General features: G+C 71.1%; 20 protein-coding genes and 1 tRNA gene. 15 read left to right on the plus strand and 6 right to left on the minus strand.

Annotated elements, in window-relative coordinates:
• Nucleotides 1-1,869: PAS domain-containing protein (locus IE262_RS29405; protein WP_189877929.1), on the minus strand; the 1,869-nt coding region annotated here is incomplete at its 3' end.
• 446 nt (nucleotides 1,870-2,315) lie between these two features.
• On the opposite strand from IE262_RS29405, the gene IE262_RS29410 reads away from it, so the two are divergent.
• Entirely contained in the window at nucleotides 2,316-6,335 is a 4,020-nt protein-coding gene (locus IE262_RS29410; RefSeq protein ID WP_189877931.1) for a glycoside hydrolase family 2 TIM barrel-domain containing protein, read from the plus strand.
• Here IE262_RS29410 and IE262_RS29415 read toward each other — a convergent pair.
• The 3 genes from IE262_RS29415 to IE262_RS29425 form a co-directional block, all read right to left on the minus strand.
• Nucleotides 6,332-8,275 (minus strand): copper resistance CopC/CopD family protein, encoded by a 1,944-nt coding sequence (locus IE262_RS29415; protein ID WP_189878129.1) that lies wholly within the window; start codon nucleotides 8,273-8,275, stop codon nucleotides 6,332-6,334. The genes IE262_RS29410 and IE262_RS29415 overlap by 4 nt on opposite strands.
• A gap of 264 nt (nucleotides 8,276-8,539) precedes the next feature.
• The gene (locus IE262_RS29420; protein ID WP_134039980.1) at nucleotides 8,540-9,304 is read right to left on the minus strand and encodes an SDR family NAD(P)-dependent oxidoreductase; all 765 of its coding nucleotides are present in this window, start codon (nucleotides 9,302-9,304) and stop codon (nucleotides 8,540-8,542) included.
• On the minus strand, nucleotides 9,301-9,780 hold the full coding sequence (locus tag IE262_RS29425) for a cupin domain-containing protein (protein WP_134039981.1): 480 nt from the start codon (nucleotides 9,778-9,780) through the stop codon (nucleotides 9,301-9,303). The genes IE262_RS29420 and IE262_RS29425 overlap by 4 nt, the downstream gene beginning before the upstream one ends.
• A gap of 94 nt (nucleotides 9,781-9,874) precedes the next feature.
• Between IE262_RS29425 and IE262_RS29430 the strand changes: the two genes are divergently transcribed.
• From IE262_RS29430 to IE262_RS29445, 4 genes are all read left to right on the plus strand, one after another.
• The gene (locus IE262_RS29430; RefSeq protein ID WP_189877932.1) at nucleotides 9,875-10,468 is read left to right on the plus strand and encodes an HhH-GPD-type base excision DNA repair protein; all 594 of its coding nucleotides are present in this window, start codon (nucleotides 9,875-9,877) and stop codon (nucleotides 10,466-10,468) included.
• A gap of 132 nt (nucleotides 10,469-10,600) precedes the next feature.
• Nucleotides 10,601-11,290: an HdeD family acid-resistance protein gene (locus IE262_RS29435; RefSeq protein WP_189877934.1), complete on the plus strand. Its 690-nt coding sequence runs from the start codon at nucleotides 10,601-10,603 to the stop codon at nucleotides 11,288-11,290.
• A 198-nt stretch (nucleotides 11,291-11,488) separates the two neighbouring features.
• The gene (locus tag IE262_RS29440; RefSeq protein WP_003999914.1) at nucleotides 11,489-11,785 is read left to right on the plus strand and encodes a type II toxin-antitoxin system VapB family antitoxin; all 297 of its coding nucleotides are present in this window, start codon (nucleotides 11,489-11,491) and stop codon (nucleotides 11,783-11,785) included.
• A gap of 160 nt (nucleotides 11,786-11,945) precedes the next feature.
• On the plus strand, nucleotides 11,946-12,593 hold the full coding sequence (locus IE262_RS29445; RefSeq protein ID WP_189878131.1) for a LytR C-terminal domain-containing protein: 648 nt from the start codon (nucleotides 11,946-11,948) through the stop codon (nucleotides 12,591-12,593).
• A gap of 78 nt (nucleotides 12,594-12,671) precedes the next feature.
• Here the strand turns inward: IE262_RS29445 and upp are convergent, their stop codons facing one another.
• Nucleotides 12,672-13,307 (minus strand): uracil phosphoribosyltransferase, encoded by a 636-nt coding sequence (gene upp, locus IE262_RS29450; RefSeq protein WP_189877936.1) that lies wholly within the window; start codon nucleotides 13,305-13,307, stop codon nucleotides 12,672-12,674.
• Between the two features lie 106 nt (nucleotides 13,308-13,413).
• Between upp and IE262_RS29455 the strand changes: the two genes are divergently transcribed.
• From IE262_RS29455 to IE262_RS29490, 8 genes are all read left to right on the plus strand, one after another.
• Complete coding sequence (locus IE262_RS29455) at nucleotides 13,414-13,620, plus strand: hypothetical protein (RefSeq protein ID WP_189877938.1); 207 nt, start codon at nucleotides 13,414-13,416, stop codon at nucleotides 13,618-13,620.
• 344 nt (nucleotides 13,621-13,964) lie between these two features.
• Nucleotides 13,965-14,498 carry a tRNA adenosine deaminase-associated protein gene (locus tag IE262_RS29460; RefSeq protein WP_134040108.1) on the plus strand — a complete coding sequence of 178 codons (534 nt, stop codon included), beginning with the start codon at nucleotides 13,965-13,967 and terminating at the stop codon, nucleotides 14,496-14,498.
• A gap of 83 nt (nucleotides 14,499-14,581) precedes the next feature.
• Entirely contained in the window at nucleotides 14,582-15,013 is a 432-nt protein-coding gene (gene tadA, locus IE262_RS29465) for a tRNA adenosine(34) deaminase TadA (protein ID WP_229877574.1), read from the plus strand.
• A gap of 119 nt (nucleotides 15,014-15,132) precedes the next feature.
• Nucleotides 15,133-15,217, plus strand: a tRNA-Ser gene (locus tag IE262_RS29470).
• A 148-nt stretch (nucleotides 15,218-15,365) separates the two neighbouring features.
• The gene (locus IE262_RS29475; RefSeq protein ID WP_134039987.1) at nucleotides 15,366-15,542 is read left to right on the plus strand and encodes a hypothetical protein; all 177 of its coding nucleotides are present in this window, start codon (nucleotides 15,366-15,368) and stop codon (nucleotides 15,540-15,542) included.
• Between the two features lie 283 nt (nucleotides 15,543-15,825).
• A complete protein-coding gene (locus IE262_RS29480; protein ID WP_373305174.1) occupies nucleotides 15,826-16,707 on the plus strand; it encodes an RNA polymerase sigma factor SigF in 882 nt (293 codons plus the stop codon).
• A gap of 508 nt (nucleotides 16,708-17,215) precedes the next feature.
• Nucleotides 17,216-18,136 (plus strand): RNA polymerase sigma factor SigF, encoded by a 921-nt coding sequence (locus IE262_RS29485; protein ID WP_134039989.1) that lies wholly within the window; start codon nucleotides 17,216-17,218, stop codon nucleotides 18,134-18,136.
• A gap of 129 nt (nucleotides 18,137-18,265) precedes the next feature.
• A complete protein-coding gene (locus tag IE262_RS29490; RefSeq protein ID WP_189877940.1) occupies nucleotides 18,266-19,054 on the plus strand; it encodes a hypothetical protein in 789 nt (262 codons plus the stop codon).
• A gap of 58 nt (nucleotides 19,055-19,112) precedes the next feature.
• Here IE262_RS29490 and IE262_RS29495 read toward each other — a convergent pair whose 3' ends face one another.
• Complete coding sequence (locus IE262_RS29495) at nucleotides 19,113-19,304, minus strand: hypothetical protein (protein WP_134039991.1); 192 nt, start codon at nucleotides 19,302-19,304, stop codon at nucleotides 19,113-19,115.
• Nucleotides 19,305-19,553: 249 nt separating this feature from the next.
• Here IE262_RS29495 and IE262_RS29500 point away from each other — a divergent pair, with 249 nt between their 5' ends.
• Both IE262_RS29500 and IE262_RS29505 read left to right on the plus strand, forming a co-directional pair.
• Nucleotides 19,554-20,114: a MarR family winged helix-turn-helix transcriptional regulator gene (locus IE262_RS29500; protein WP_134039992.1), complete on the plus strand. Its 561-nt coding sequence runs from the start codon at nucleotides 19,554-19,556 to the stop codon at nucleotides 20,112-20,114.
• 96 nt (nucleotides 20,115-20,210) lie between these two features.
• The gene (locus tag IE262_RS29505; protein ID WP_506005234.1) at nucleotides 20,211-22,679 is read left to right on the plus strand and encodes an MFS transporter; all 2,469 of its coding nucleotides are present in this window, start codon (nucleotides 20,211-20,213) and stop codon (nucleotides 22,677-22,679) included.
• Nucleotides 22,680-22,720 lie beyond the last annotated feature (41 nt).

Raw genomic sequence — 22,720 nt, forward strand, 5'->3', positions numbered from 1 at the left:
GTACCAGTCGCCGCCCACGTCCATGCCCTGCCCGGCGGGGAGGTAGCGGGCGGCGGCCACGCAGGCGGGCAGGTCGGGCAGGTCCCGGGGGAGCAGGCTGCGCTGGAGTTCACGGGACCGGGAGTGCTCGGCGTCGTAGAGCCGGGCCCGCTCCAGGGCCTGTGCGACGAGGGCGCTGATCGTGGTCAGCAGCGAGCGCTCGTCGGCGGTGAGCAGGCGCGGACGGTCCCAGGACACGACGCACACCCCGAACGTGTGGTCGGACGCTGTCAGCGGCATGAACGCCCAGGCCTGCTTGTGGGCGATCCCGGGGAGGTCGGCGTGGTCGGGCGCGTACGCGGCGTACTCCTCGGGCGAGGACAGGAACGCCGGTTCTCCGGACGCGACCACACTCCAGGACGGGCTGGTGTGCGCTGTGGCGCGGCTGTTCACGCGGTCGAGGAAGCCCTCCGCGTAGCCGACGGCACCGACACCGAGGAGCCGGTCCCCTTCTATGGCCTGCACCATGAGTCCGACGGCGTCGAACGGTGGCAGCACCCGCTGCGCGACCGCGTCCACCACGTCCTGTGAGGTCGTCGCCTTGGCGAGTGCCGCCGTCAGCTCCGCGATCCGGGCCGCACGCTCGGCCGCCGCCCGGTCGGCCGCCCGGCGCTCGTCCTCCAGGCGCCGCCTCTCGGTGACGTCGGTGGCGTAGAGGGTGAGGCCCGCGGGGCCAGGGACCAGCCGCAGATGGTAGCGGCGTCCGTCGTCCGGCCCGCACACGTCGAAGCTGGTGGGCTTGTCCTCGGCCGCGGCCTTCCGGCAGCGGCTCTCCAGGCCCGGGACCTGCCGTGCGGCGGGCAGCTCCCACAGGACGCGCCCGAACAGCTCCTCCTCGGAGAAGCCCAGCGCGCGCTCCGCCTCCACGTTGGCGAACGTGATCCGCCAGTCGGCGTCCACCGCCAGGAAGCCGTCGCTCATGTGGCGCAGGGCCCTGCTGAGCGCGTCAACGGTGGTACGGGGCTCGTTGCTGTCCCATCCCACGCCGATCATCCGGAACGGTTCGCCGTTCTCGTGGTACGTGGCCCTGCCACGGGCCCGGGTCCAGCCCCAGGAGCCGTCCAGTTTGCGCACCCGGTACTCGGCCTCGTACACGCCGTGGTCCCTGATCGCCTGCTGCGCCGCCGCCAGCGTCGGCGCCAGGTCGTCGGGGTGGACGATCCTCATCCAGTTCTCGATCTTGCCGGTGAAGTCGGCCGGCCTGGTGCCGTAGAGCTCCAGGGCGGCCTCGTCCCAGATCAGGTCTCCGGTCTGGATGTTCCAGTCCCAGGAGCCGACGCTGACCTCCTTCAGCGCCTGCCGCAGGCGCTCGCCGTCCTCCCGATCGGCCTGTGCGGGTCCGGACGGTGGCGGCGCCTGAGCCATGCGCTCCTCGGTCCAGGCGACGAGGGCCCGGAGGAAGTCCCACTGCTCCGGGCTGGGCTCGCCCCGGTCGCCCGTCAGGACGGTGAGCGCGCCGATGCCGCGTTCCCCGCTGAACAGCGGGAGGGAGACCAGGCCGGAGCCGGGCCACGCAATGTCACCGTCGCCCGTGGTTTCCGGCACCGCGTGCCCGGGGGACGTGAGCGGCACCCACACGCCACTGCCCTGGAGCAGGGCGCGGGCCGGGGCCAGCGGGCCCTCCTGGTCGACGATCTCCCATGTGCGTGTGAGAACGGGAGGGAGGCCGGTCACCGACACCAGGCGCAGCGCGGACATGGGGCCGCGCAGATGAATCGTTCCTCCGAGGGCGCCCAGCTCGCCCACCGCATGCTGGAGCGCCAGCCGGAAGACCTCACTTTCCGCGAGACCTTGATCCACCGCGCTGAGCAGGGCCAGCCGTGCGTTCATGCAGCAAATTTTAACGTTGTCGTATGTACTGATGCAGCGCGTCACGGGAATCTCGCCCTCAGTGCCGCACCGCACGCCACGGGGCTCAATACTCCGCGATCAAGGTCGCGTCGCCGCGGATCTTCCTGTGTTTACCTGGGCTTTGCTTTTGAGAACGACACGTCGAGTGCGGCGGCAGGACTGTCCTCATGTCGTCCGGCGACCGCTGTCGGCCTCGCCCACCCATCAGAAACACACAAACCTCGACGGAGACATTGCTCGGGTTCTGTTCGGGTTCTAGGGTGAGGCGGGCTCAGCAGTCGCCTCCGACATCAGCAGTTGAGATCTGACTCGACATCAACTCCCGCCCTGCACGGAGAGTCGAGCCGTTCACCGCCCTGACCGGCTCAGATCCGATGCCCCCTCAGTTCGTGCGGGGCGCTGTCATACCGAGGAAGGCCACGGTCATGCCGCACCCGCACGACGCGCACACCTCGCACAGCCAGTCCAGCTCGCACAGCCGGCTCGGCTCACCCGTCTCTCCCCTCCAACGACCCGTCGTCAGCCGTCGGCGCCTCCTGGAGGGCGGAGCCGCCGTTCTCGGTGCGCTCGCCCTGGCCCAGTCGTCCGCCGTGGCCCTCCCGAGCCCCCGCGCGGCGGCCGACGGCACCCCGGAGTGGAACGGCCACATGGACCTCTTCCAGGTCGGGACCCAGCCGCCACACACCACACTCATGCCGTACGCGGACGTCAGACAGGCCCTCGACGGCGACCGCACGCGCTCCCCGTACCGGATGACCCTCGACGGGACGTGGAGGTTCGCCTACGCGGACCGGCCCGACGACCGGGACACCGGCTTCTACCGCACCGACGTCGACGACAGCGACTGGGACAGCATCCCCGTCCCCTCCGTCTGGCAGCTGCACGGCTACGACTTCCCGATCTACGTCAACATCACCTACCCGTGGTGGGGGCCGAACGGGCTGGGCGAGGAGGCCCAGCCGCCGGCCGCGCCCACCCGCTACAACCCCGTGGGGCAGTACCGGCGCACCTTCACGGTTCCCCGGAACTGGGCGGGGCGGCGGACGTTCCTGCACTTCGAAGGGGTCAAGTCCGCGCACTACGTGTGGATCAACGGGGAGTTGGTGGGGTACTCCGAGGACTCGTACGTCCCCGCCGAGTACGACATCACCCCGTACCTCAGGTCCGGCACCAACCAGATCGCCGTGGAGGTGTACCGCTACTCCGACGGGGACTGGCTGGAGGACCAGGACATGATCCGGCTGAGCGGGATCTTCCGCTCGGTGTATCTCTACTCCACTCCGGTCGTCCATCTGCGCGACTTCAAGCTGGACACCCCGCTGAGCGACGACTACACCGCCGCCGAGCTGTCCGTCACCGCGAGCGTGCGCGCCTACGGCGACTCCACCCGGGACTCCGGAACGTACTCCGTCGAGACCCAGCTCTACGACTCCCGCGGGCACGCCGTCTGGTCACGGCCCTTGCAGCAGACCGTCGACCTCGGGTCGGCCCCCGCAGGTGACGACGTCACCGTGCGGGCCGCCAGAGCCGTGCCCTCCCCGAAGCTCTGGTCCGCCGAGCACCCGAACCTCTACACCGCCGTGCTGCGCCTGCGCGACCCGGCCGGCAAGGTGATCGAGACCCTCTCGCACCGGGTCGGGCTCCGCGAGTTCGCGCTCAGGGACGGGCTGATGCGGATCAACGGCAAGCCCGTGTCCTTCCGCGGCACGAACCGGCACGAGATGCACCCCGAGCGCGGCACGGCCCTCACCCGCGCGGACCTGGTCCAGGACATCGAGGTCATCAAGCGGATGAACATCAACAGCGTCCGCACCTCGCACTACCCCAACAACCCGCTCTGGTACGAACTCGCCGACGAGTACGGCCTCTATCTCGTGGACGAGACCAACCTCGAAACCCACGGCATCCGCGGCGAGTACCCCGGCAACCACGCCGACTGGACCAAGGCGTGCGTGGCGCGGGCCCAGAACATGGTCCACCGCGACAAGAACCACGCCTCGGTGGTCATCTGGTCCCTCGGCAACGAGGCCGGGGGCGGCAGCACCTTCGTCGCCATGCACGACTGGATCCGCTCGTACGACCCGACACGCGTCATCCAGTACGAGGGCGACGACCGGCCGACGATCAGCGACATCCGGTCGGAGATGTACGAGAGTCCGGCCCGCGTCGAGCAGCGCGCGAAGGACACTTCCGACACCCGGCCGTACGTCATGATCGAGTACTCCCACGCGATGGGGAACTCGAACGGCAACTTCAAGAAGTACTGGGACATCATCCGCCGCCACGACGTCCTCCAGGGCGGCTGGATCTGGGACTTCGTCGACCAGTCCCTGAGCTGGCCCACTCCGGCGCGCACGATCCTCACCGAGTCCGGGCCCGGCTCACTGCGCGGTGAGGTCCTCCCCGCGAGCGCCGGCTTCACCCGGGACAAGGGTGTCTCCGGCGACACCGTCTTCGCCCGCGACGAGCGCCTCGACCTCACCGGCTCGCTCACGCTGGAGGCGTGGGTCACCCCGCAGGTGACCGGCGGCCACCAGCCGATCCTCGCCAAGGGCGACACCCAGTACGCCCTGAAGCAGTCGGACAGGAACGTGGAGTTCTTCATCCACGGCGGCGGCCAGTGGATCACCGCGAGCTGGGCCCTCCCGGACGGCTGGACCGGCCGCGAGCACCACATCGCCGGTGTCTTCGACGCGGACGCGGGCACGCTGACCCTCTACGTCGACGGTGCGGTCAAGGCCACGCGGACCACCACGCAGCGACCCGGCAGCAACGCCGCGCCCCTCGCGCTCGCCTTCGACGTGGACAACCCGACCCGCGAGTTCAGCGGCACGATCCGGCGGGCGCGGGTGTACGCCCGTGCGCTGAGCGCCGCTGAGCTGGCCTCCGAGAGCCGTGGCCCGGGTGACGACGGCGTGCGGTTCTGGTTCGACGCGGCCACCGTCGAGGTCAAGGAGGAGCGGCCCCGTGAGCGCACCTTCTTCGCGTACGGCGGCGACTGGGGCGACAACCCCAACGACGGGGCCTTCGTCGCGGACGGCATCGTCACCGCCGACCGCGCCCACACCGGCAAGGCGACCGAGGTCAAGCAGATCTACCAGACCGTGGGCGCGGCACCGGCCTCCGGTGACTCCCTTGTCGTGGCAGCCTCCGGAGCGGCGGTCACCCTCACCAACGAGAACCTGTTCACCAACCTCCGCGAGTTCGACGGCCGTTGGGAGCTCGTCGCCGACGGCGAGGTGGTGCGGCACGGGAAGCTGAGCCGCTCCCAGCTGGACGTGGCGCCGCTGAGCAGCAAGGACATCACGGTGCCGGTCCGGCTGCCGGACAACCCGACGCCGGGCACCGAGTACTTCCTCCAGCTGTCCTTCACCACCAAGGAAGCCACCAAGTGGGCGAAGGCCGGCTTCGAGGTGGCCAAGCAGCAGCTCCCCGTCGACGCCGACAGCCCGTCCGTGACGCCCGTACCGCTCCGGAGCGTGCCCGCACTGCGGTACGAGGACGCGGGCGGGGACGGGGACATCACGGTGAAGGGCAAGGGCTTCTCCGTGACCGTCGACAGGGGCAGCGGCGTCATCACCTCGTACGAGGCCGGGGGCACCCGGCTCATCACCTCCGGGCCCGCTCCCAACTTCTGGCGTGCGCCCACCGACAACGACCACGGCAACGGCCAGCACACCCGCAACCGGACCTGGCGCGACGCCGGCGCCCGGCGCCAGGTGACGGACGTGAGCGTGCGAGCCCTCCGCGACGAGGCCGCCGAGATCAAGGCCGTCGAGATCAAGGTCAGCGGCACGCTGCCCACCACCGTGGAGTCCACGTACAGCACCACGTACACGGTGTTCGGAAACGGCGAGATCAAGGTCGACAACACCCTGCACCCGGGCGCCGCCTCCCTGCCGTACATCCCGGAGGTCGGCACGCTGCTGTTTCTGCCGGGGCGCCTGGAGCAGTTGCGCTACTACGGCCGCGGGCCCGAGGAGAACCACTGGGACCGCAACAACGGCACCGATGTCGGCGTGTACTCCGGGACCGTCTCCGGGCAGTGGACCCCGTACATCCGCCCCCAGGAGAACGGCAACAAGACCGACGTCCGCTGGATCGCGCTGACCGACCGGAGCGGCGCCGGGCTGCTCGTCTCCGGTGAGCCGCTGCTGGAGGTCAACGCCTCGCACTTCACCCCGGAGGACCTGTCGTCCGGGGCGCGCCACGACTACCAGCTCACCCCGCGCAGCGAGGTCGTCCTGCGCCTCAACCACCGGCAGATGGGCGTCGGCGGAGACAACAGCTGGGGCGCGCACACCCACGACGAGTACAAGCTCTTCGCCAACCGCGACTACGCGTACACCTACCGGCTCCGCCCCCTGACCGACGTCGACGAGGCGATGAGGGCCTCGCGTCGGCCCACGGCGGGGGAGTTCGCCGACCAGAGCACTGCCCGCTAGGAAACGCGCACGTTCTTCTCCACGGTGACCTGGTCGATGTCGGTCGTACGGATGGTGATCTTCATCGTCCAGGTGCCGGGGAGGGGGAGGCGGAGGGTGTCGGTCGCCCAGTAGCCGCCCCTGTTGGTGAGCTTGGCGTCGATGGGGCCGACGTCCTGGGCCCGCAGGGTGAAGGTCACGCGCATCTCGGGAACGGTCGCGATACCGCCGTCGGGGCCGAAGATCACCGCCTGGATCGAGTTCTTGCCCACCGTGCCGGGACCGAGGTCGAGCTGGACCTTGCCGTGGCCGTTCGGCGTACCGACGTCGAAGGGGATGAGGCTGCTGGAGGCGGTGGGTGCGCCGGGCGCCGTCGTACCGGCCGAGCCCCCCGATTCCGCCGACTCGGCCGCTGCCCGGCCGGGGAGCGTCACGGTGAGCACCGTGGTGATCAGCATGACCACGACGGCGACGGCGAACTCCGCGAGGACCGACCGACGGAGGGCGAGGCGATGGGCGTCGGTGTGGGGGCCGGGGTCGGGGTCCGTGCTGGTGCTGGTGCTGGTGCCGGTGTCGTTGTCGAGGTCCGTGCCGGTGCCGGTGTCGGTGTCGGTGTGCGTGCCGGTGTCGGTGTCGGTGTGCGTGCCGGTGTCGGTGTGGGTGTCGCTGCCGGTGTCTGTCTTTGTCTCCGTCGGGCCGCCGCCCACCCGCTCGGGCACCCGCGCCTCCACCTGCACTGTTTCCCTCTCGGGCTCCCGGTCCCGTACGCCCGCCGTCACCCACCGGGCCGTCCAGCGCCGTGAGAGGCCCGCGGCCGTCAGCAGCAGGAGCACCGCGCACAGCTTGGCGATCAGGAGTTTGCCGTACGTGGTCTCCGTGAGTGCCGCCCAGGAGCCGAGGCCGCGCCAGGACTGGTACACGCCCGTGAGGACCAGCACGGTCACCGAGAGGAAGGCGAGCCGGGAGAACCGGGCGACCACGGTGGCCGAGAGGCTCTCGGGGGCGCGGTACAGGACGGTGAGCAGCGCCGTCAGACCGCCCAGCCAGGCCGCCATGGCCAGCAGGTGCAGAACGGAGGACGTCATCGCGGCCGGGACCTGGATACCGGCGGAGGCGTGCTCGGCGGCGGCCCAGGTCAGCGCCAGGCCGACGGAGAGGGCGACCCCGGCGCCGAGCACCGCCTTCTGACGGGGCCCGGTTTCCCGTACGGCCCCGACGCCCTGTACGACGCCCGCTCCCCGTATGAACCGTATGCAGAAGAAGGCCCCCGCCAGCAGAACCAGGCGGGCCAGCAGCGCCAGGCCCGGCCTGGTCGTGGCCGTGTCCGCCAGGACGGAGGGGTCGAGGACCTCCGTGACGCCGGTGCCCCGTTCGTAGGAGCCGCGCAGGAGGAGCAGGGCCGCCGTGGAGGCGAGCAGGGCGGACCAGCCGGCCAGGAGCAGCGTGCGCAGCGCCGCTTCGACACCGCCGAGCAGGGCCGTGAAGACGGTCACGCCGATGAGGAGCGCGAGGCCGCCGTACGCGACGTACCGGGCGATGTTGTAGAGGGAGGCGACGATCGGGTCCTCCGTCGGCGTGGTGGCGACGGCCCTGGTCGCGGACGGCTCGCCGATCGAGAAGATCAGGGCCCCGGAGACCGGGTGGCTGTCGGCCGAGACGACCCGCCAGGCGATGGTGTACGTGCCGTCGTCCAGGCCGGCCGGAAGCGTCGCACGGACGGTGTCGGAGCGTTTGCCCACGCGGCTCGGTTCGCCCGTCTCCACGGCGCGGTTCTCCGGGTCGAGAACGCGGATGGAGTCGTCGAGGAGGCTCACGGACTCGGTGAAGGTGAGGGTGACCTGCCGGGGCGCGGACTTGAGGACTACTCCGTCCTTGGGGTCGCTGTCGCGGAACGCGGCGTGCGCGGACGCCGTTCCCGCGCCGCCGAGGAGGAACAGGACCAGCACGGTGCCCAGCAGCACCAGGCGCTGAAGCCCGCGCCGTCCGTGCCGCCCCTGCCGTCCGGGGAGTGCTCCGTCGCCTCGTCGTCCGCCATCTCGCCCCTCACCGCTCGGTCGGCCCACGTCATGTCTCCGGATCCGTCGTACATGGCTGTCGTATACATACGGATGGGGACGGCCGCGTGCTCAGGAGGCCGCGTGCTCAGGAGGTCGAGTGCTCAGGAGGTCGCGTGTTCCGGTGGCCGGGTGAAGGAGCCCGGCAGGCCGGCCCGGCAGGCCCCCGCGTCACCAGGTCGGCCGCGCCGACACCCCGCCGTCCACCACGAGGTCGTGCCCGGTGATCCACGACGCCATCGGTGAGGCGAGGAAGACGCAGGCGTCGCCGACGTCCTCGGGACGGCCCAACCGGCCCGTGGGGACGGCCCGTTGCCAGCGGCGGACGCCCTCCGGCCAGTCCTCCTCCAGCCCGTCCCGGGCGATCAGCCCCGGAGAGACGGTGTTGACGCGGATCCCGTACGGCCCGTACTCCAGCGCCGCCGAGCGGGCGTGCATGACGACGGCGGCCTTGGCGGCGCAGTAGTGGGCGTGCAACGGGGCGGGCCGGCCGGCCTCGATGGAGGCGATGTGCGTCACCGAGCCGCCGCCTCCGGTCCGCATCACCTCGGCGGCCGCCTGTGTGCAGGCGAACACGCCGGCGAGGTTCGTGTCCACCACCGAGCGCCAGTCCGCGAGGGTCATGCCGGGCAGCGCCTGGACGGGCTGCACCCCGGCGTTGTTGACCAGGGCCGTCAGCCGCCCGCCTCCCCACTCGGCCGCGTCGCGCACCAGACGGGCACACGCGTCCTCGTCCGTCAGATCGGCCCGCAGGGCGATCGCGCGCCCGCCGGACTCCCGTACGCGCTCGACCAGGTCGTCCACGCCCCGCGCCCGGTGGTGCAGGGCGACCGCGGCCCCCGAGGCCGCGAACCGCAGCGCGATCCCCCGGCCGATCCCGCCCCCGGCACCCGTGACCAGCGCGACCTGCCCGGCCAGCAGCCCGTCGTCGCTCATGACCGGCCCAGCTCCGCGATCCGGGCGGCCTCCGCCGGATAACGCGCCGCCAACTCGGCCGCGTCGCCGTGCTCGTACCCCTCGTACGTGAACCCCGGCGCCATCGTGCACCCGAAGAACGACCAGGCGCCGCCCGCGCGGACCCGCGCCCCCATCCAGGTCCCGGCGGGCACGGTGTACTGCACCCACTGGCCGCCGAGAACGTCCGGGCCGAGCAGGACCGTACGGGACGAGCCGTCCGGTGCGAGCAGCAGGAGCTCCAGCGGGTCACCGAGGTAGAAGTGCCACACCTCGTCCGAGGGCAGCCGGTGCAGCGCCGAGAAGTCGTCCGGCTCGGCGGTGAGCAGGGCGACGATGGCCGAGCCCTCCGGCCGGCCGTCGGAGCGCTCGGGCCCCGCCCACGTACGGCGGAACCGGCCGCCTTCGCGCGGGATGGGCTCCAGCCCGTAGTGGTCGACGAGCTCGTCGGGAGTCACCGGACCAGGTTACTGACCGGCGGTCATGTCCCCGCTGCCCGACCCGGCGTGGCTCCGCCGGGCGATCATCGGCGCGCCGGGCGATCCTTGAGCCATGAACGTCACCCTGCACCTGGCCCAGGACCCCGAGGCCGACGAACTGCTCGGGCGCAGTCCGCTCGCCGCGCTCGTCGGCCTGCTGCTCGACCAGCAGATTCCGATGGAGTGGGCGTTCCAGGGCCCGGCCACCATCGCCCAGCGGCTCGGCACGGACGACCTCGACGCGGAGGAGATCGCCGCGTACGACCCGGAGGCCTTCACCGCCCTGCTCGCGCGGAAGCCGGCGGTGCACCGCTATCCGGGGTCGATGGCGAAGCGGATACAGCAGTTGTGCCAGTACCTGGTGGAGCATTACGACGGGGACGCGAGCGCCGTGTGGCACGGGGCCGGCACGGGGCAGGAGCTCCTGGGGCGCCTTCGCGAACTCCCCGGCTTCGGCGCTCAGAAGGCCCAGATCTTCCTGGCCCTGCTGGGCAAGCAGCTGGGCGTGCGCCCGGAGGGCTGGCGCGAGGCCGCGGGCGCGTACGGCGAACCGGACTCCTTCCCCTCGGTCGCCGACATCACCGGCCCGGAGTCCCTGGCGAAGGTCCGGGCGCACAAGCAGCAACTGAAGGCGGCGGCCAAGGCGACGAAAGCCTCCGGCACCTAGGCCCAGGGCCCAGGGCGCGTGGCGAAAGCGGCGTCGTCCGGCAGGCGCCACTTCCGCCACCGGCCCCAGCACCTCCACCTGCATGGCCCGCCCCGGATGGCACCGTGCTCTCCCCCGGCCCGACCATGGACCATGACCGAGCCACCGAGCAATTCCCGCTGGGGCCCGGCGTACGACGACCGCCGGGTCCACGCCGCCCGCCCCCCGCACGCCCCCTCAACGCCGTACGACACCCCCGGCAGACCGCCCGAGGCCCCGCTCGAAGGCCCCCTGCACCTGCTCTCGCGCACGGCCTGGCAGGCGGTGCTGCTCGCGGGTTTCGTCTCCCTCCTCCTGGGCGTCCTGATCCTGGTCCTGCCGGGGGCCTCACTGCTGGCCGCCGGGGTGCTCTTCGGCCTCTACCTCCTCCTCAGCGGCGTCCTCCACCTGGCGTCCGCCTTCGGCACCCACAGGGCGACCTCGCTGCGCGTCCTGGCCTTCGTCAGCGGGGCGCTGTCGATCCTGCTGGGCCTGTTCTGCTTCCGGGGCGCGATGCAGTCGGTCCTGTTGCTCGCTCTGTGGATCGGCATCAGCCTGCTCTTCCGCGGCCTGACCCAGGCGCTGGCCGCCGCGTCCGACGGGACGATGCCGGCCCGCGGCTGGCAGATCCTCCTCGGCTTCGTGAGCTTCCTGGCCGGGATCGTCCTGATCACCTCCCCCTTCGAGTCGCTCACCGTCCTCGCCCTCGTCACCGGTTGCTGGCTCATCGTGGTCGGTGCCGCCGAGATCATCACGGCCGTCCAGATCCGCAACCGGGTTCACCGGGTTCCGCACACGGTGTGACGGTGCCCTCCCCCGACCACCCCACGTCACCCTCCCTGCCCCTCGGGTCAGTCCTCCGTTAACGGTGCCGCCGAGCCCGGAAACGCTGGACGGTCTCGGAGAATTCACACACTTCGCCCAGGTTCATCACGTCTTTTCCGGCGTCGCACTCCGCCGCCATGGCTGCGCCCGGAACGTCTGGGCCGGTAGGCTTTCCGTGTGATCTTCAAGCGCATCGGAAACGGCCGGCCGTACCCCGACCACGGCCGGGAAAGCACCCGGCAGTGGGCGGATGTCGCGCCGCGCCCGGTCCGCCTCGATCAGCTCGTGACGACCAAGGGCCAGCTCGACCTGGAAACGCTGCTCGCCGAGGACTCGACGTTCTACGGCGACCTCTTCGCGCACGTCGTGAAGTGGCAGGGCGATCTGTACCTGGAGGACGGCCTCCACCGCGCCGTCCGCGCGGCACTCCAGCAGCGCCAGGTGCTGCACGCCCGCGTACTCGAACTCGACTGAGCCCAGCGCCCCAGGAGCTCCAAGAGCCCCAGCCGCAACTGAGCCGGGCTCGGCCGGTTGGCCCTTTCGGTTGGACCGTCCCCCGGGTAATGATCATCTAGTAGGCATCTCCGCCCCGGCGCACTACGCTGCGCCCATGAGCATGCTGACTCCTCCCGGCATGGGCGGCCAGTACCGGATCACGGGGGCCAAGTACCCACGGATGCGCCGCCCCCGGAGGCGCCGCAGGCTCGTTCTCACGGTCGTCGCGTCCATGGCGCTGGTCGGGCTGACCGGCTGGGGAACCCTGCAGCTCATCGACATCTTCACGGGCGGCGGCGACCAGGCCGCGGCGAGCGGGGCGAAGGCGGACTGCTCGACCGAGCCCAGGACACAGGCGGGAAGCAAGGCGAGCCCGTCCCCCACGGCCACCGCGAAGGCCCTGCCCGAGCCCACCCGGATCACCGTGAACGTCCTGAACGCCACCACCCGTACCGGCCTCGCCAAGGAGACCGCCGACGAGCTGAAGAAGCGCGGCTTCCGCATCGGCGACGTGGGCAACGCGACCAAGGAGTACGACAAGAAGGTCGACGGCCCCGCCGTACTGCTCGGCGCGAAGGCCGCCACCGGCGCGGCACTGTCGGTCGTGCGCACCCAGCTTCCGGGCGCCGAGCTGAGGACCGACGCCCGCACGAAGGCCACCGAGGTGGACCTCGTCATCGGCACCGGCTTCACGTCGCTCGCCCGCGAGGCGGACGCCGACAAGGCACTGACCGCCCTCACCGAGCCGACCCCGACGCCCACCCCGACGGCCCGGAAGAGCTGCTGAGGGACCCGGACGCGGTCCTGCACCGGCCCTGCACCCGGGGCACAGTGCGCCCAGGGCACAGGGAACAGGGGAGCAGCCCTACTCGGCCGCCCCGTACATCCGGTCCCCGGCGTCACCGAGCCCCGGCACGATGTACCCGTTGTCGTTGAGCCGCTCGTCGACGGACGCCGTCACGACCGTGACCGGAGTGCCCGCCAGGTCGCGCTCCATGACCTCGACGCCCTCGGGGGCGGCGAGGAGCACCACCGCGGTCACGTCGTCGGCGCCGCGCTTGATCAGTTCCTGGATCGCCGCGACCAGGGTGCCGCCCGTGGCGAGCATCGGGTCGAGCACGTACACCTGGCGCCCGGAGAGGTCCTCGGGCATGCGCGTGGCGTACGTGGAGGCCTGGAGCGTCTCCTCGTTGCGGATCATCCCCAGGAAGCCGACCTCGGCGGTCGGCAGCAGGCGGACCATGCCGTCCAGCATGCCGAGACCGGCGCGCAGGATCGGCACGACCAGCGGGCGCGGGTGGGAGAGTTTGACGCCGGTGGTGGGGGCGACCGGGGTCACTGTGTCGACCGCCTCGGTGCGCACGTCGCGAGTGGCCTCGTAGGCGAGCAGGGTGACCAGCTCGTCGGCCAGCCGGCGGAAGGTCGCGGAGTCGGTGCGCTGGTCGCGCAGCGTGGTGAGCTTGTGGGCGACCAGCGGATGGTCGACGACGTGGAGACGCATGCCCATCAGGGTATCCGGGCCACCGACGCGCTCGACCGTCCCCGCGTCCGCATCAAACCGCCCGCCCAGGGGAAGGTGGCAAGAACTGGCTGGGGGTGGTGGGTCTATGCCGGACGTGGACGAGGGGTTCCCGGAACAGCGGGAGGACCGGCGGGACGAACAGCAGGAGACCGAGGCCGAGCGCAGGAGGCGCCGGGCCCGGTTCCTGCGCGAGCTGACGGAGGCCCGGGAACTGCGTGACCGTGTGCAGCCCCGCCGCGCCAGGACGGCCCGCCTGCGACACGCTCTGCGTATGCGCACGTTCCGCTGGTAGCAACGGGTGGCAACACGCCGTTGACGCCCGACCACATGGCCGTTCATGTGGTGACCGCGTGCGGCCACGGCGCCCGCGGCCGCGTACGATCGCCACGGCAGCAACAAGCGTCCAGTGCACCCTCGCCGAGCCGGTGAGCACGGGCTCCTGCGTCCCGTGGGCGATCGGGCGAATCAGCGACGTGTGATCAAGAGTGAGGGACACAGCGGGCCGAAGACGTCCCCTGAGCGCTCTGTTTCTGCCACGATTCCGATTGGGTGGGACTCGGAGCACGCACTCCCCGCCCGCAACCTCCGCCGGGGGGACCCCCAACCGGCACGCCTATGACCAGTGGGAGAGTCACGGTGTACTTCGCCGCACTGCTCGCGCGCACCGAAGACGGGTGGGAAGCGAGCGACACAGAGCTCGACGATGTGGAAACCCTGTCGGATCTCGCCGATCTGGCCCGTGAAGCCTCTCCCGAGGACGACACGGTGCTGGTGCTCATCGAGCAGGAGGACGCGTGGTTCGGCGTCGTCCGCGTCGATGGCGAGGACGACCCTCGTATCTATGTCTCGGACGCCGCCGCCGCTGCCCGCAGCTCGTACGGGGAGATCCTGCTCACGGACGAACTGCTCGGGAGGGAACCCGGCGACGACGACGCCGACCTGGACTCCCTCGACCTCGACGGCACCGAGGACGGTGAGCCCGAGTCCGACGACGATGACGACGGCGCGGCCGCCGAGGCCGCCGTGCCGCACGGTCCCGTCGGGGACAGTGAGGTCCTCGACGACCTGGGCGTCAGCGAGAAGGAACTGCACGCCCTCGACGCGGACGACGCGTTGAGCGCGATCGCCGAGGCACTGGGTGCCTCGGAGGTCCTGGAGACGGTCCGCTGAGCCCCTGCCCGGCACACCAGACCCCGGAAGCCGGCCGGGCACCGGCCGGCCCGGACCCGGTACGCGACCGCTGGCGGGCCGCGATGCGGCTCGCCCTGGACGAGGCGGGACGCGCAACCGCGGGCGGAGACGTCCCGGTCGGCGCCGTCGTGCTGGCCCCGGACGGCACGACCGTGCTGGCCGCCGGGCACAACGAGCGCGAGGCGACCGGCGATCCGACGGCACACGCCGAGGTGCTGGCGATCCGCCGGGCCGCCGCGAAGCTAGGAGGGTGGCGGCTCACCGGCTGCACGCTGGTCGTCACCCTCGAACCGTGCACGATGTGCGCGGGCGCCCTGGTGCAGTCCCGGGTCGACCGGATCGTCTACGGCGCCCGCGACGAGAAGGCCGGCGCGACGGGCTCCCTCTGGGACGTCGTACGCGACCGGCGCCTCAACCACCGCCCCGAGGTGATCGAGGGCGTACTCGCGGCCGAGTGCGCCCGACTCCTCACCGACTTCTTCCGCACCCGCTGAGATCCGTCGGGGCCCGTCGGCACCCGCCGGTACCCGCTCGGGCTCCGGCGCTCAACGGGGACCTCAGCCCCCGAATACCGATTTCAAACCAGGACCCACCTTGGGGTAGGGTCTCCCTCGGTAGCGTGTCCGAGCGGCCGAAGGAGCTCGCCTCGAAAGCGAGTGTGGCGCAAGTCACCGAGGGTTCAAATCCCTCCGCTACCGCTGAAGAAGGGCCCCGTCGAGAGACGGGGCCCTTCGTGCGTGGACATGGTGAGCATCGCGATCACCACAATTCCCGCGAACGCATGCCCGAGATACACTCGCCGCCGGCAATCAGGGCCCATGGGGCGCAGGAGACGGGGGAGGCCTCGTGGCAGTGCAGGGGAAGAAGATCGCGGTGTACGTGATCGTGGTCTTCGTGCTCTACGTGATCATCACCGACCCGGAGAAGGCCTCCGACTACGTCCTGATAGGTTTCGAGGGCATCTCGACCGCCGCCCAGGCCATCGGCGACTTCATGACGTGGATCGCCAACGGGGGCGAGTGACCGCCCCGTACTCCTGGGAGCGCCCATGATCCGCCACCTCTACGCGTCCTGACGCGTTCCGAAGCAGCCGCTCCACCTCGCAGGAGCCGTCCGCCGACGTGGTGGACGATTCTCCCGCTTCATCCATGCGTCATGCTGCGTCGTACGGGCCAACCCGCGGTCCCTCGTCCCCGCGTATCTCCTCAACACGGCGATATGCGGTGCTTGATCGCAACGCGCATTACTTGTGATGCTATGACCGGTTTTGACGGATGCGTTGACGGATCACGAGGTGGAGTTGACCGTGCCGGCCAGTACTGCGCCTCAAACGCCGCACCAGTCGACGGGCGATCCGTCCCGCGTCCGGGTCGAGCCGTCCGAGCCGCCGGCCCCACCACCACCGGAACCCGCGCCCCAGCGCAGAAGGGGCGCCGACACCCGCGCCCTCACCCAGGTGCTCTTCGCCGAGCTCAAGCACCTGGAGCCCGGCACTCCCGACCACGACCGCGTGCGCGGCGCGCTCATCGAGGCCAACCTCCCTCTCGTCCGCTACGCCGCCACCCGCTTCCGCAGCCGCAACGAACCCATGGAGGACGTGGTCCAGGTCGGCACGATCGGGCTGATCAACGCCATCGACCGGTTCGACCCGGAGCGGGGCGTCCAGTTCCCCACCTTCGCGATGCCCACCGTGATCGGCGAGATCAAGCGCTACTTCCGCGACAACGTCCGCACGGTCCATGTCCCGCGCCGCCTGCACGAGCTGTGGGTGCAGGTCAACAGCGCGACCGAGGACCTCACCACCTCCTTCGGGCGCACCCCCACGACCGCCGAGATCGCCGAGCGGCTGCGCATCACCGAGGAGGACGTCCTGTCCTGCATCGAGGCCGGACGCTCGTACCACGCGACCTCGCTGGAGGCGGCCCAGGAGGGCGACGGGCTGCCGGGCCTGCTCGACCGGCTCGGCTACGAGGACCCGGCGCTCGACGGTGTCGAACACCGCGACCTCGTACGCCACCTCCTCGTCCAGCTCCCCGAACGGGAACAGCGCATCCTTCTGCTGCGCTACTACAGCAATCTGACCCAGTCACAGATCAGCGCGGAACTCGGCGTCTCCCAGATGCATGTCTCACGGTTGCTCGCCCGTAGCTTCGCCCGGCTGCGGTCGGCGAACCGGATCGAGGCCTGATCGAAGCCTGATCAAGGCCTGATCGAGGTCGGATCGAGGTCAGGATCGGGGCCTGAAGGCCGCCGGCGGGGCACGGAACCGCGGCCGTCGGGGCGGCCGCGCACCCGCGTCGTGACGGTGTCCAGCATCCGGGATGACCTGCGAAAGCGGAGGTGGCAGGCGGGGCACGCGGGGCGCACAAGGGCAGACGGGGCGCACAGGGAAGCCGGGTCCGACATGGGCCCAGGCCATGACGGGTAACCGAAAGTAAGGCCGGGTCATCACCTGCGCGAGCGAATTGCTCATCGGGCCACTTTCCGGCATCTCTGCCCTGAAACGCCCTCAGACCCCCAGTTACCAGGGCTGATGCACCCTGGCATTGTCGACATGTCACTACAGCGTGTTGCCGACATGTGACATTCTGCGGGAAGCGCGTTTGCCGCAGCCGCGCCGCCGGTATTCAGGTGGAGGCTGCGTTCCCTACGACGGGAGCGTCCGCCGCGTCCGTCCGCGACCCAAAGGGGGTGGCATGTCCGCAGACCAGGGCAGCTCGAAGGTGCTCACGCTCGACAAGAGCGAGTCCGCGCCCGACGCTCTCCAGGCCCCTCAGGACCTTCAGGGCCCGCAGGACCTTCCCGGTCCCCCGGTCCTCCCGGCTTCTGATGTCCCTGCCGTGTCGGCCTCGGCGGACATCGACACCCGCACCCTGTCCCGCTCCCTGTTCCTGCGGCTGGCCGCACTGGACGAGAACAGCCCCGAGCGTGCCTACGTCCGGGACACCCTCATCGAGCTCAACCTCCCACTGGTGCGTTACGCCGCCGCCCGTTTCCGGTCGCGCAACGAGCCGATGGAGGACATCGTCCAGGTCGGCACGATCGGCCTGATCAAGGCGATCGACCGCTTCGACTGCGAACGGGGCGTGGAGTTCCCGACGTTCGCCATGCCGACGGTCGTGGGCGAGATCAAGCGGTTCTTCCGCGACACCTCGTGGTCGGTCCGGGTCCCGCGCCGCCTCCAGGAGTTGCGCCTGGCGCTGACCAAGGCGAGCGACGAGCTCTCCCAGAAGCTCGACCGCTCCCCGACGGTCACCGAACTCGCGGCCGTACTGGGCGTGTCCGAGGAGGACGTGGTCGACGGCCTCGCCGTCGGGAACGCGTACACGGCGTCCTCCCTGGACTCCCCGGCCCCCGAGGACGACGGCGGCGAGGGCTCCCTGGCAGACCGCCTCGGCTACGAGGACACCGCCCTGGAGGGCGTGGAGTACCGCGAGTCCCTGAAGCCCCTGCTCGCCAAGCTGCCGCCCCGCGAGCGCCGCATCATCATGCTCCGCTTCTTCGCGAACATGACGCAGTCGCAGATCGGCGAGGAGGTCGGCATCTCCCAGATGCATGTCTCCCGCCTCCTCACCCGCACGCTGGCCCAACTGCGGGACGGGCTGATCTCCGACTGACCGAGGGCCAGGGGTACAGCGGCTCCGGCTGAGCGGCTCCGAGGAAGTTCGGGCGCGTTCCCCGGAGTTGCTCGGGTCGGGCGGTGCCTACGGGTTCCTCATTGACGACCCGTCAGTCACACTGGCGCGATGCCTCACACGACGTGGACACGTGACCGTCGGGGCGCCGTCATCGGCGCCTCGGCGGTTCTCGTATGTCTGGGCGGTGTGCTGGCGTCCTGCGGAAGCACCGGCGGTGACGGCTACGTCGCCGTGGGCTCGGGCGCCGGCTCGTCCCGGCCGGCCGTGGCCCCCACGGGGGACGTGACCTTCGTACCGCTGGACGACGGGCGACCGCCGGCGGACTCCGGGCGCCCCGGTACGGCCGATCCGCCCGAAGGGCAGGGCGGTTCGGGCGCGGAGAACCCGCCAGGTACGCCGGACAGCCCGGATACCGGGCCCGACCTCCCCGGCACGCCGGACGGCCGGGCCGCGGACGGCGCCGACTCCGGCTCCGGCACCGGCACCGGCACCGATCCCGGTCGTACGACGACGGACGCGCCCTCCGCCTCGCCGCCGCCCTCCTCCGGCCCGCCGACCGGCGGCGGTACGCCGGCCCCGTCCCCCACCGGTCCGGCCGGGCTGAGCGTGAGCGAGCCCGAGCGGGAACCCACCGACAAGCGGTGGTGCGAGAAGGTGACCGTGGAGTTCCGCAACACCGGTGGCGCCGCGGTGCGTTCGGGCAGGGTGACCTTCGGTACGCATGTCATCGGCCCGCTCGGCATCGACTGGGCGACCGTGGAGTCCACGAGGAGGCTTCCCGCCCCCATCGCCGGCGGGTCGAGCCGCGAGAAGACCTGGACGGTGTGCGTGGAGGAGTGGCGGGTGCCACTGGGAATGCACATCGAGACCCAGGACGTCTCGGTGAAGTGGAAGTGACCGCTGAAGGCGACTACACCGGCTGCATCCGCTGCATCCGCTGCATCCGCCGCGTCAGCTACATCAGCGCGAGCCAGGTGACGGCCGCGACGACCGCCAGGGCCGCGATGACGCCGACGATCACGCCGATACGGGGGCCGGAGGACGCGGCCGCCTGCTGACGGCCCTCGGGCTCGTCGACGAAGGCGCGGAACATCTGGGTGCTGCCGGCGGGGTCTGGGGTGCCCTGGGGGCCCTGGGTGTTAGCCATGGCCCAGGACCCTAGCGAATGGGGAGGGGGCCGCCCCAGTGGGGTGCCCTCGTCTTGTGAAGCTGGTTACTCGGGGGCGCCCCTAGGGGGCATCGCCGCCGGACCCGTAGCGGTCTGCACGTTTACGTTCGCCAATCCTTGCCTTTGCCAAGGTTTTAGTGCGGACGCACCCGTTCCTATTTGCCTGTAGCAACCAATCAAACTTATGGTTGCTCTAAGCAACAAGATCGGGAGGGAGGTCGACCGGCGATGGCCGAGAAAGCGCAGTACGAGGAGCTTGCCCGTTCGTTCAGTGCCATCGGGGTGGTGAAGCGGGACCTGGGCCGGATGCTGCCGCCGGACTGCCCGGGCGGCTCGGCCGGAGTGCTGACGCTGCTCGGACGGCACGGCGACATGCGGATGAGCCGGCTCGCGGAGCTGCTCTCCGTGGACATGTCGGTGACCAGCCGCCATGTCGCCCACGTCGCCGAACGCGGCTGGATCGAACGGCTCCCCGACCCGGCGGACAGACGCTCGCGCATCCTGCGCCTGACCCCCGAGGGCCGGGACCGGCTCGACGACCTGTACGAGCGCATCACCCACCTGCTCGCCGACCGGCTGGGCGACTGGTCCGAGGACGAGGTCGGGCTGCTCATCGGACTCCTGGCCCGGCTGCGCGAGAGCTTCGGCGACTGCCGGGCCGGGCCACGGATCACGCCCGCCACACCCGTCGCGGAAGCCATCCCGCCCGTAGCGGAAGCCCTCGCACCCGTCGCGGAACCCGTCGCGGAAGAGAACACCACCGAACACACCACCCGTACACCCGCATAAGCAGCAACGAAGAGAAGGAAGTCCATGGCAACGACCACACCAGCCGGTGTGCGGGCCCATGCCAAGCACGCGGGCGGCGCCCCGGGCGGCGCCGCGATGACGCACCGGCAGATCATGGAAGCGCTGACCGGGCTGCTGCTCGGCATGTTCGTCGCGATCCTGTCGTCGACGATCGTGTCCAACGCCCTGCCCGACATCATCAAGGACCTCGGCGGCGGCCAGAACGCCTACACCTGGGTCGTCACCGCCTCGCTGCTGACGATGACGGCGTCCACCCCGCTGTGGGGCAAGCTCGCCGACCTCGTCTCCAAGAAGCTGCTCATCCAGATATCCCTCGTCATCTTCGTGGCCGGTTCGGCGGCGGCCGGTCTGTCGCAGAACCCGGGCATGCTCATCGCGTTCCGCGCGGTCCAGGGCATCGGCATGGGCGGTCTGTCCTCGCTGGCCCAGATCATCCTGGCCGCGATGATCTCCCCGCGTGAGCGCGGCCGCTACAACGGCTACCTCGGCGCCACCTTCGCCACCGCGATGGTCGGTGGTCCGCTGATCGGCGGTGTCATCACCGACACCAGCTGGCTGGGCTGGCGCTGGTGCTTCTACGTCGGCGTGCCCTTCGCCGTGCTCGCCCTGATCGTGCTGCAGAAGACCCTGCACCTCCCCGTCGTCAAGCGGCAGGTCAAGGTCGACTGGGCGGGCGCCTTCTTCATCACCGTGGCGGTCTGCCTGCTGCTGGTCTGGGTGACGTTCGCCGGTGACAAGTACGACTGGCTGTCCTGGCAGACGTACGCGATGGTCGGCGGCACGCTCGCGCTGCTGCTGGTGTTCCTCCTCGTCGAGACGAAGGCGAGCGAGCCGATCATCCCGCTGCGGCTGTTCCGCAACCGCACGATCACGCTGGCCTCGCTGGCCTCCCTCTTCGTCGGCATCGCGATGTTCGCGGGCACCATCTTCTTCAGCCAGTACTTCCAGCTGGCCCGGGACAAGTCGCCGACCATGTCCGGCATCATGACCATCCCGATGATCGGCGGCCTGTTCGTCGCCTCCACCGTCTCCGGCCAGATCATCACCCGCACCGGCCGCTGGAAGGGCTGGCTGCTGGCCGGCGGGGCGCTGCTGACCGCGGGCCTCGGCCTGCTGGGCACGATCCGGTACGACACCCCGTACTGGCACGTGGCGTCCTTCATGGCGCTGCTGGGTCTCGGCGTCGGCATGATGATGCAGAACCTGGTGCTGTGCACGCAGAACCAGGTGGCCCCCACCGACCTGGGTGCCGCCAGCTCGGTCGTGAACTTCTTCCGCTCGCTCGGCGGTGCCGTGGGCGTCTCCGCGCTGGGCGCGGTCCTGGCCCACCGGATCACCAGCTATGTCGAGGAGGGCGTGGCGGGCCTCGGCCCCAAGTACGCGTCCGCGCTCGCCGGTTCGGACTCCTCCAACAGCATCCCGGACGTCGACGCCCTGCCCGCGCCGCTGCGCACGGTGGTCGAGAGCGCCTACGGCCACGGTGTGGCGGACGTCTTCCTCTACGCGACCCCCATCGCGCTCATCGCCTTCCTCGTCGCCCTCTTCATCAAGGAGGTCCCGCTGCGGACGAAGAACGCGCTGGCCCAGGCCGCCGAGGAGCAGGCACCGGCCGCCGCTGCGGCTCAGGCCGCCGCGGTTCCCGGGGCGGTCGCCGCGGCCGAGCCCAGGGTCCCCAGCTGGGCCACCACCGCCTCCGCCGCCCCGGAGACCGAGCCCGCGGGCACCCTGAAGCTGGCGGCCGTCGCCACGGTGGCTCCGGGCGCCGACCCGTCCCCCTCCACCGGCGGCACCCCGATCCACGGCCACGTCCGGGGCGCCGAGAGCGCCCCCGTGCCGGGGGCCTCCGTCACGCTGATCTCCCTCGGGGGGCGGCAGCTGGGCCGCGCGGTCGCCCACGCCGACGGCGCCTACAAGGTGGACGCGCCCGGCTCGGGCTCGTACGTCCTGATCGCCGCCGCCGACGGCTTCCAGCCCCAGGCGTCCACGATCGTGGTGGACGGCGGGCCGGTCCCGTACGACATCCTGCTCAGCGGGACCAGCGGTCTGAGCGGCACGGTCCGCGACGCCGGAACGGCGCGCCCGGTCAAGGACGCGATGGTCGTCGTCACCGATGTGCGCGGAGACGTGCTGGCCACCGGAACGACGAGTCAGCAGGGCGAGTTCACCTTCGCCGACCTCGTGCCCGGCACCGTGACGGTCGCCGTGAACGCGACGGGGCACCGCCCCCGCGCGCTCCCCGTCGACATCGGCGGCACCGGCGTCACCCGGATCGAGCTCGACCTCCACGCCGGGGCCCGCCTCCAGGGTGTCGTACGGGCCCCCGGCGGCCCCCTCGGCGACGCCCGCGTCACCCTGGTCGACGCCGCGGGCAACGTCGTCGGCACGGCCACGACCGGCACCGACGGGGCGTACGCCTTCACCGACCTGGACGGCGGCGAGTACACCGTCATCGCCACGGGCTACCCGCCGGTGGCGACCGCCCTCACGGTCACCGGCCCCGGCGTCGACGGCCACGACATCGAACTGGCCCATCCCGTCGAGTAGTTCATCCCGCTCACCACAACCCCGGCCCGCGGAGCACGCGC

This window comes from Streptomyces bluensis, from assembly GCF_014650715.1.
Taxonomy (GTDB): Bacteria; Actinomycetota; Actinomycetes; order Streptomycetales; family Streptomycetaceae; genus Streptomyces; species Streptomyces bluensis.

What these genes read in the sequence shown, in the direction of transcription:
- IE262_RS29490 (WP_189877940.1), top strand. Translation starts at nt 18,266, where the DNA reads ATGCCTCACACGACGTGGACACGTGACCGTCGGGGCGCCGTCATCGGC.
- IE262_RS29410 (WP_189877931.1), top strand. Translation starts at nt 2,316, where the DNA reads ATGCCGCACCCGCACGACGCGCACACCTCGCACAGCCAGTCCAGCTCG.
- IE262_RS29505 (WP_506005234.1), top strand. Translation starts at nt 20,211, where the DNA reads ATGACGCACCGGCAGATCATGGAAGCGCTGACCGGGCTGCTGCTCGGC.
- IE262_RS29430 (WP_189877932.1), top strand. Translation starts at nt 9,875, where the DNA reads ATGAACGTCACCCTGCACCTGGCCCAGGACCCCGAGGCCGACGAACTG.
- IE262_RS29485 (WP_134039989.1), top strand. Translation starts at nt 17,216, where the DNA reads ATGTCCGCAGACCAGGGCAGCTCGAAGGTGCTCACGCTCGACAAGAGC.
- IE262_RS29500 (WP_134039992.1), top strand. Translation starts at nt 19,554, where the DNA reads ATGGCCGAGAAAGCGCAGTACGAGGAGCTTGCCCGTTCGTTCAGTGCC.
- IE262_RS29445 (WP_189878131.1), top strand. Translation starts at nt 11,946, where the DNA reads ATGGGCGGCCAGTACCGGATCACGGGGGCCAAGTACCCACGGATGCGC.
- IE262_RS29495 (WP_134039991.1), bottom strand. Translation starts at nt 19,304, where the DNA reads ATGGCTAACACCCAGGGCCCCCAGGGCACCCCAGACCCCGCCGGCAGC.
- IE262_RS29435 (WP_189877934.1), top strand. Translation starts at nt 10,601, where the DNA reads ATGACCGAGCCACCGAGCAATTCCCGCTGGGGCCCGGCGTACGACGAC.
- IE262_RS29455 (WP_189877938.1), top strand. Translation starts at nt 13,414, where the DNA reads ATGCCGGACGTGGACGAGGGGTTCCCGGAACAGCGGGAGGACCGGCGG.
- upp (WP_189877936.1), bottom strand. Translation starts at nt 13,307, where the DNA reads ATGCGTCTCCACGTCGTCGACCATCCGCTGGTCGCCCACAAGCTCACC.
- IE262_RS29420 (WP_134039980.1), bottom strand. Translation starts at nt 9,304, where the DNA reads ATGAGCGACGACGGGCTGCTGGCCGGGCAGGTCGCGCTGGTCACGGGT.
- tadA (WP_229877574.1), top strand. Translation starts at nt 14,582, where the DNA reads ATGCGGCTCGCCCTGGACGAGGCGGGACGCGCAACCGCGGGCGGAGAC.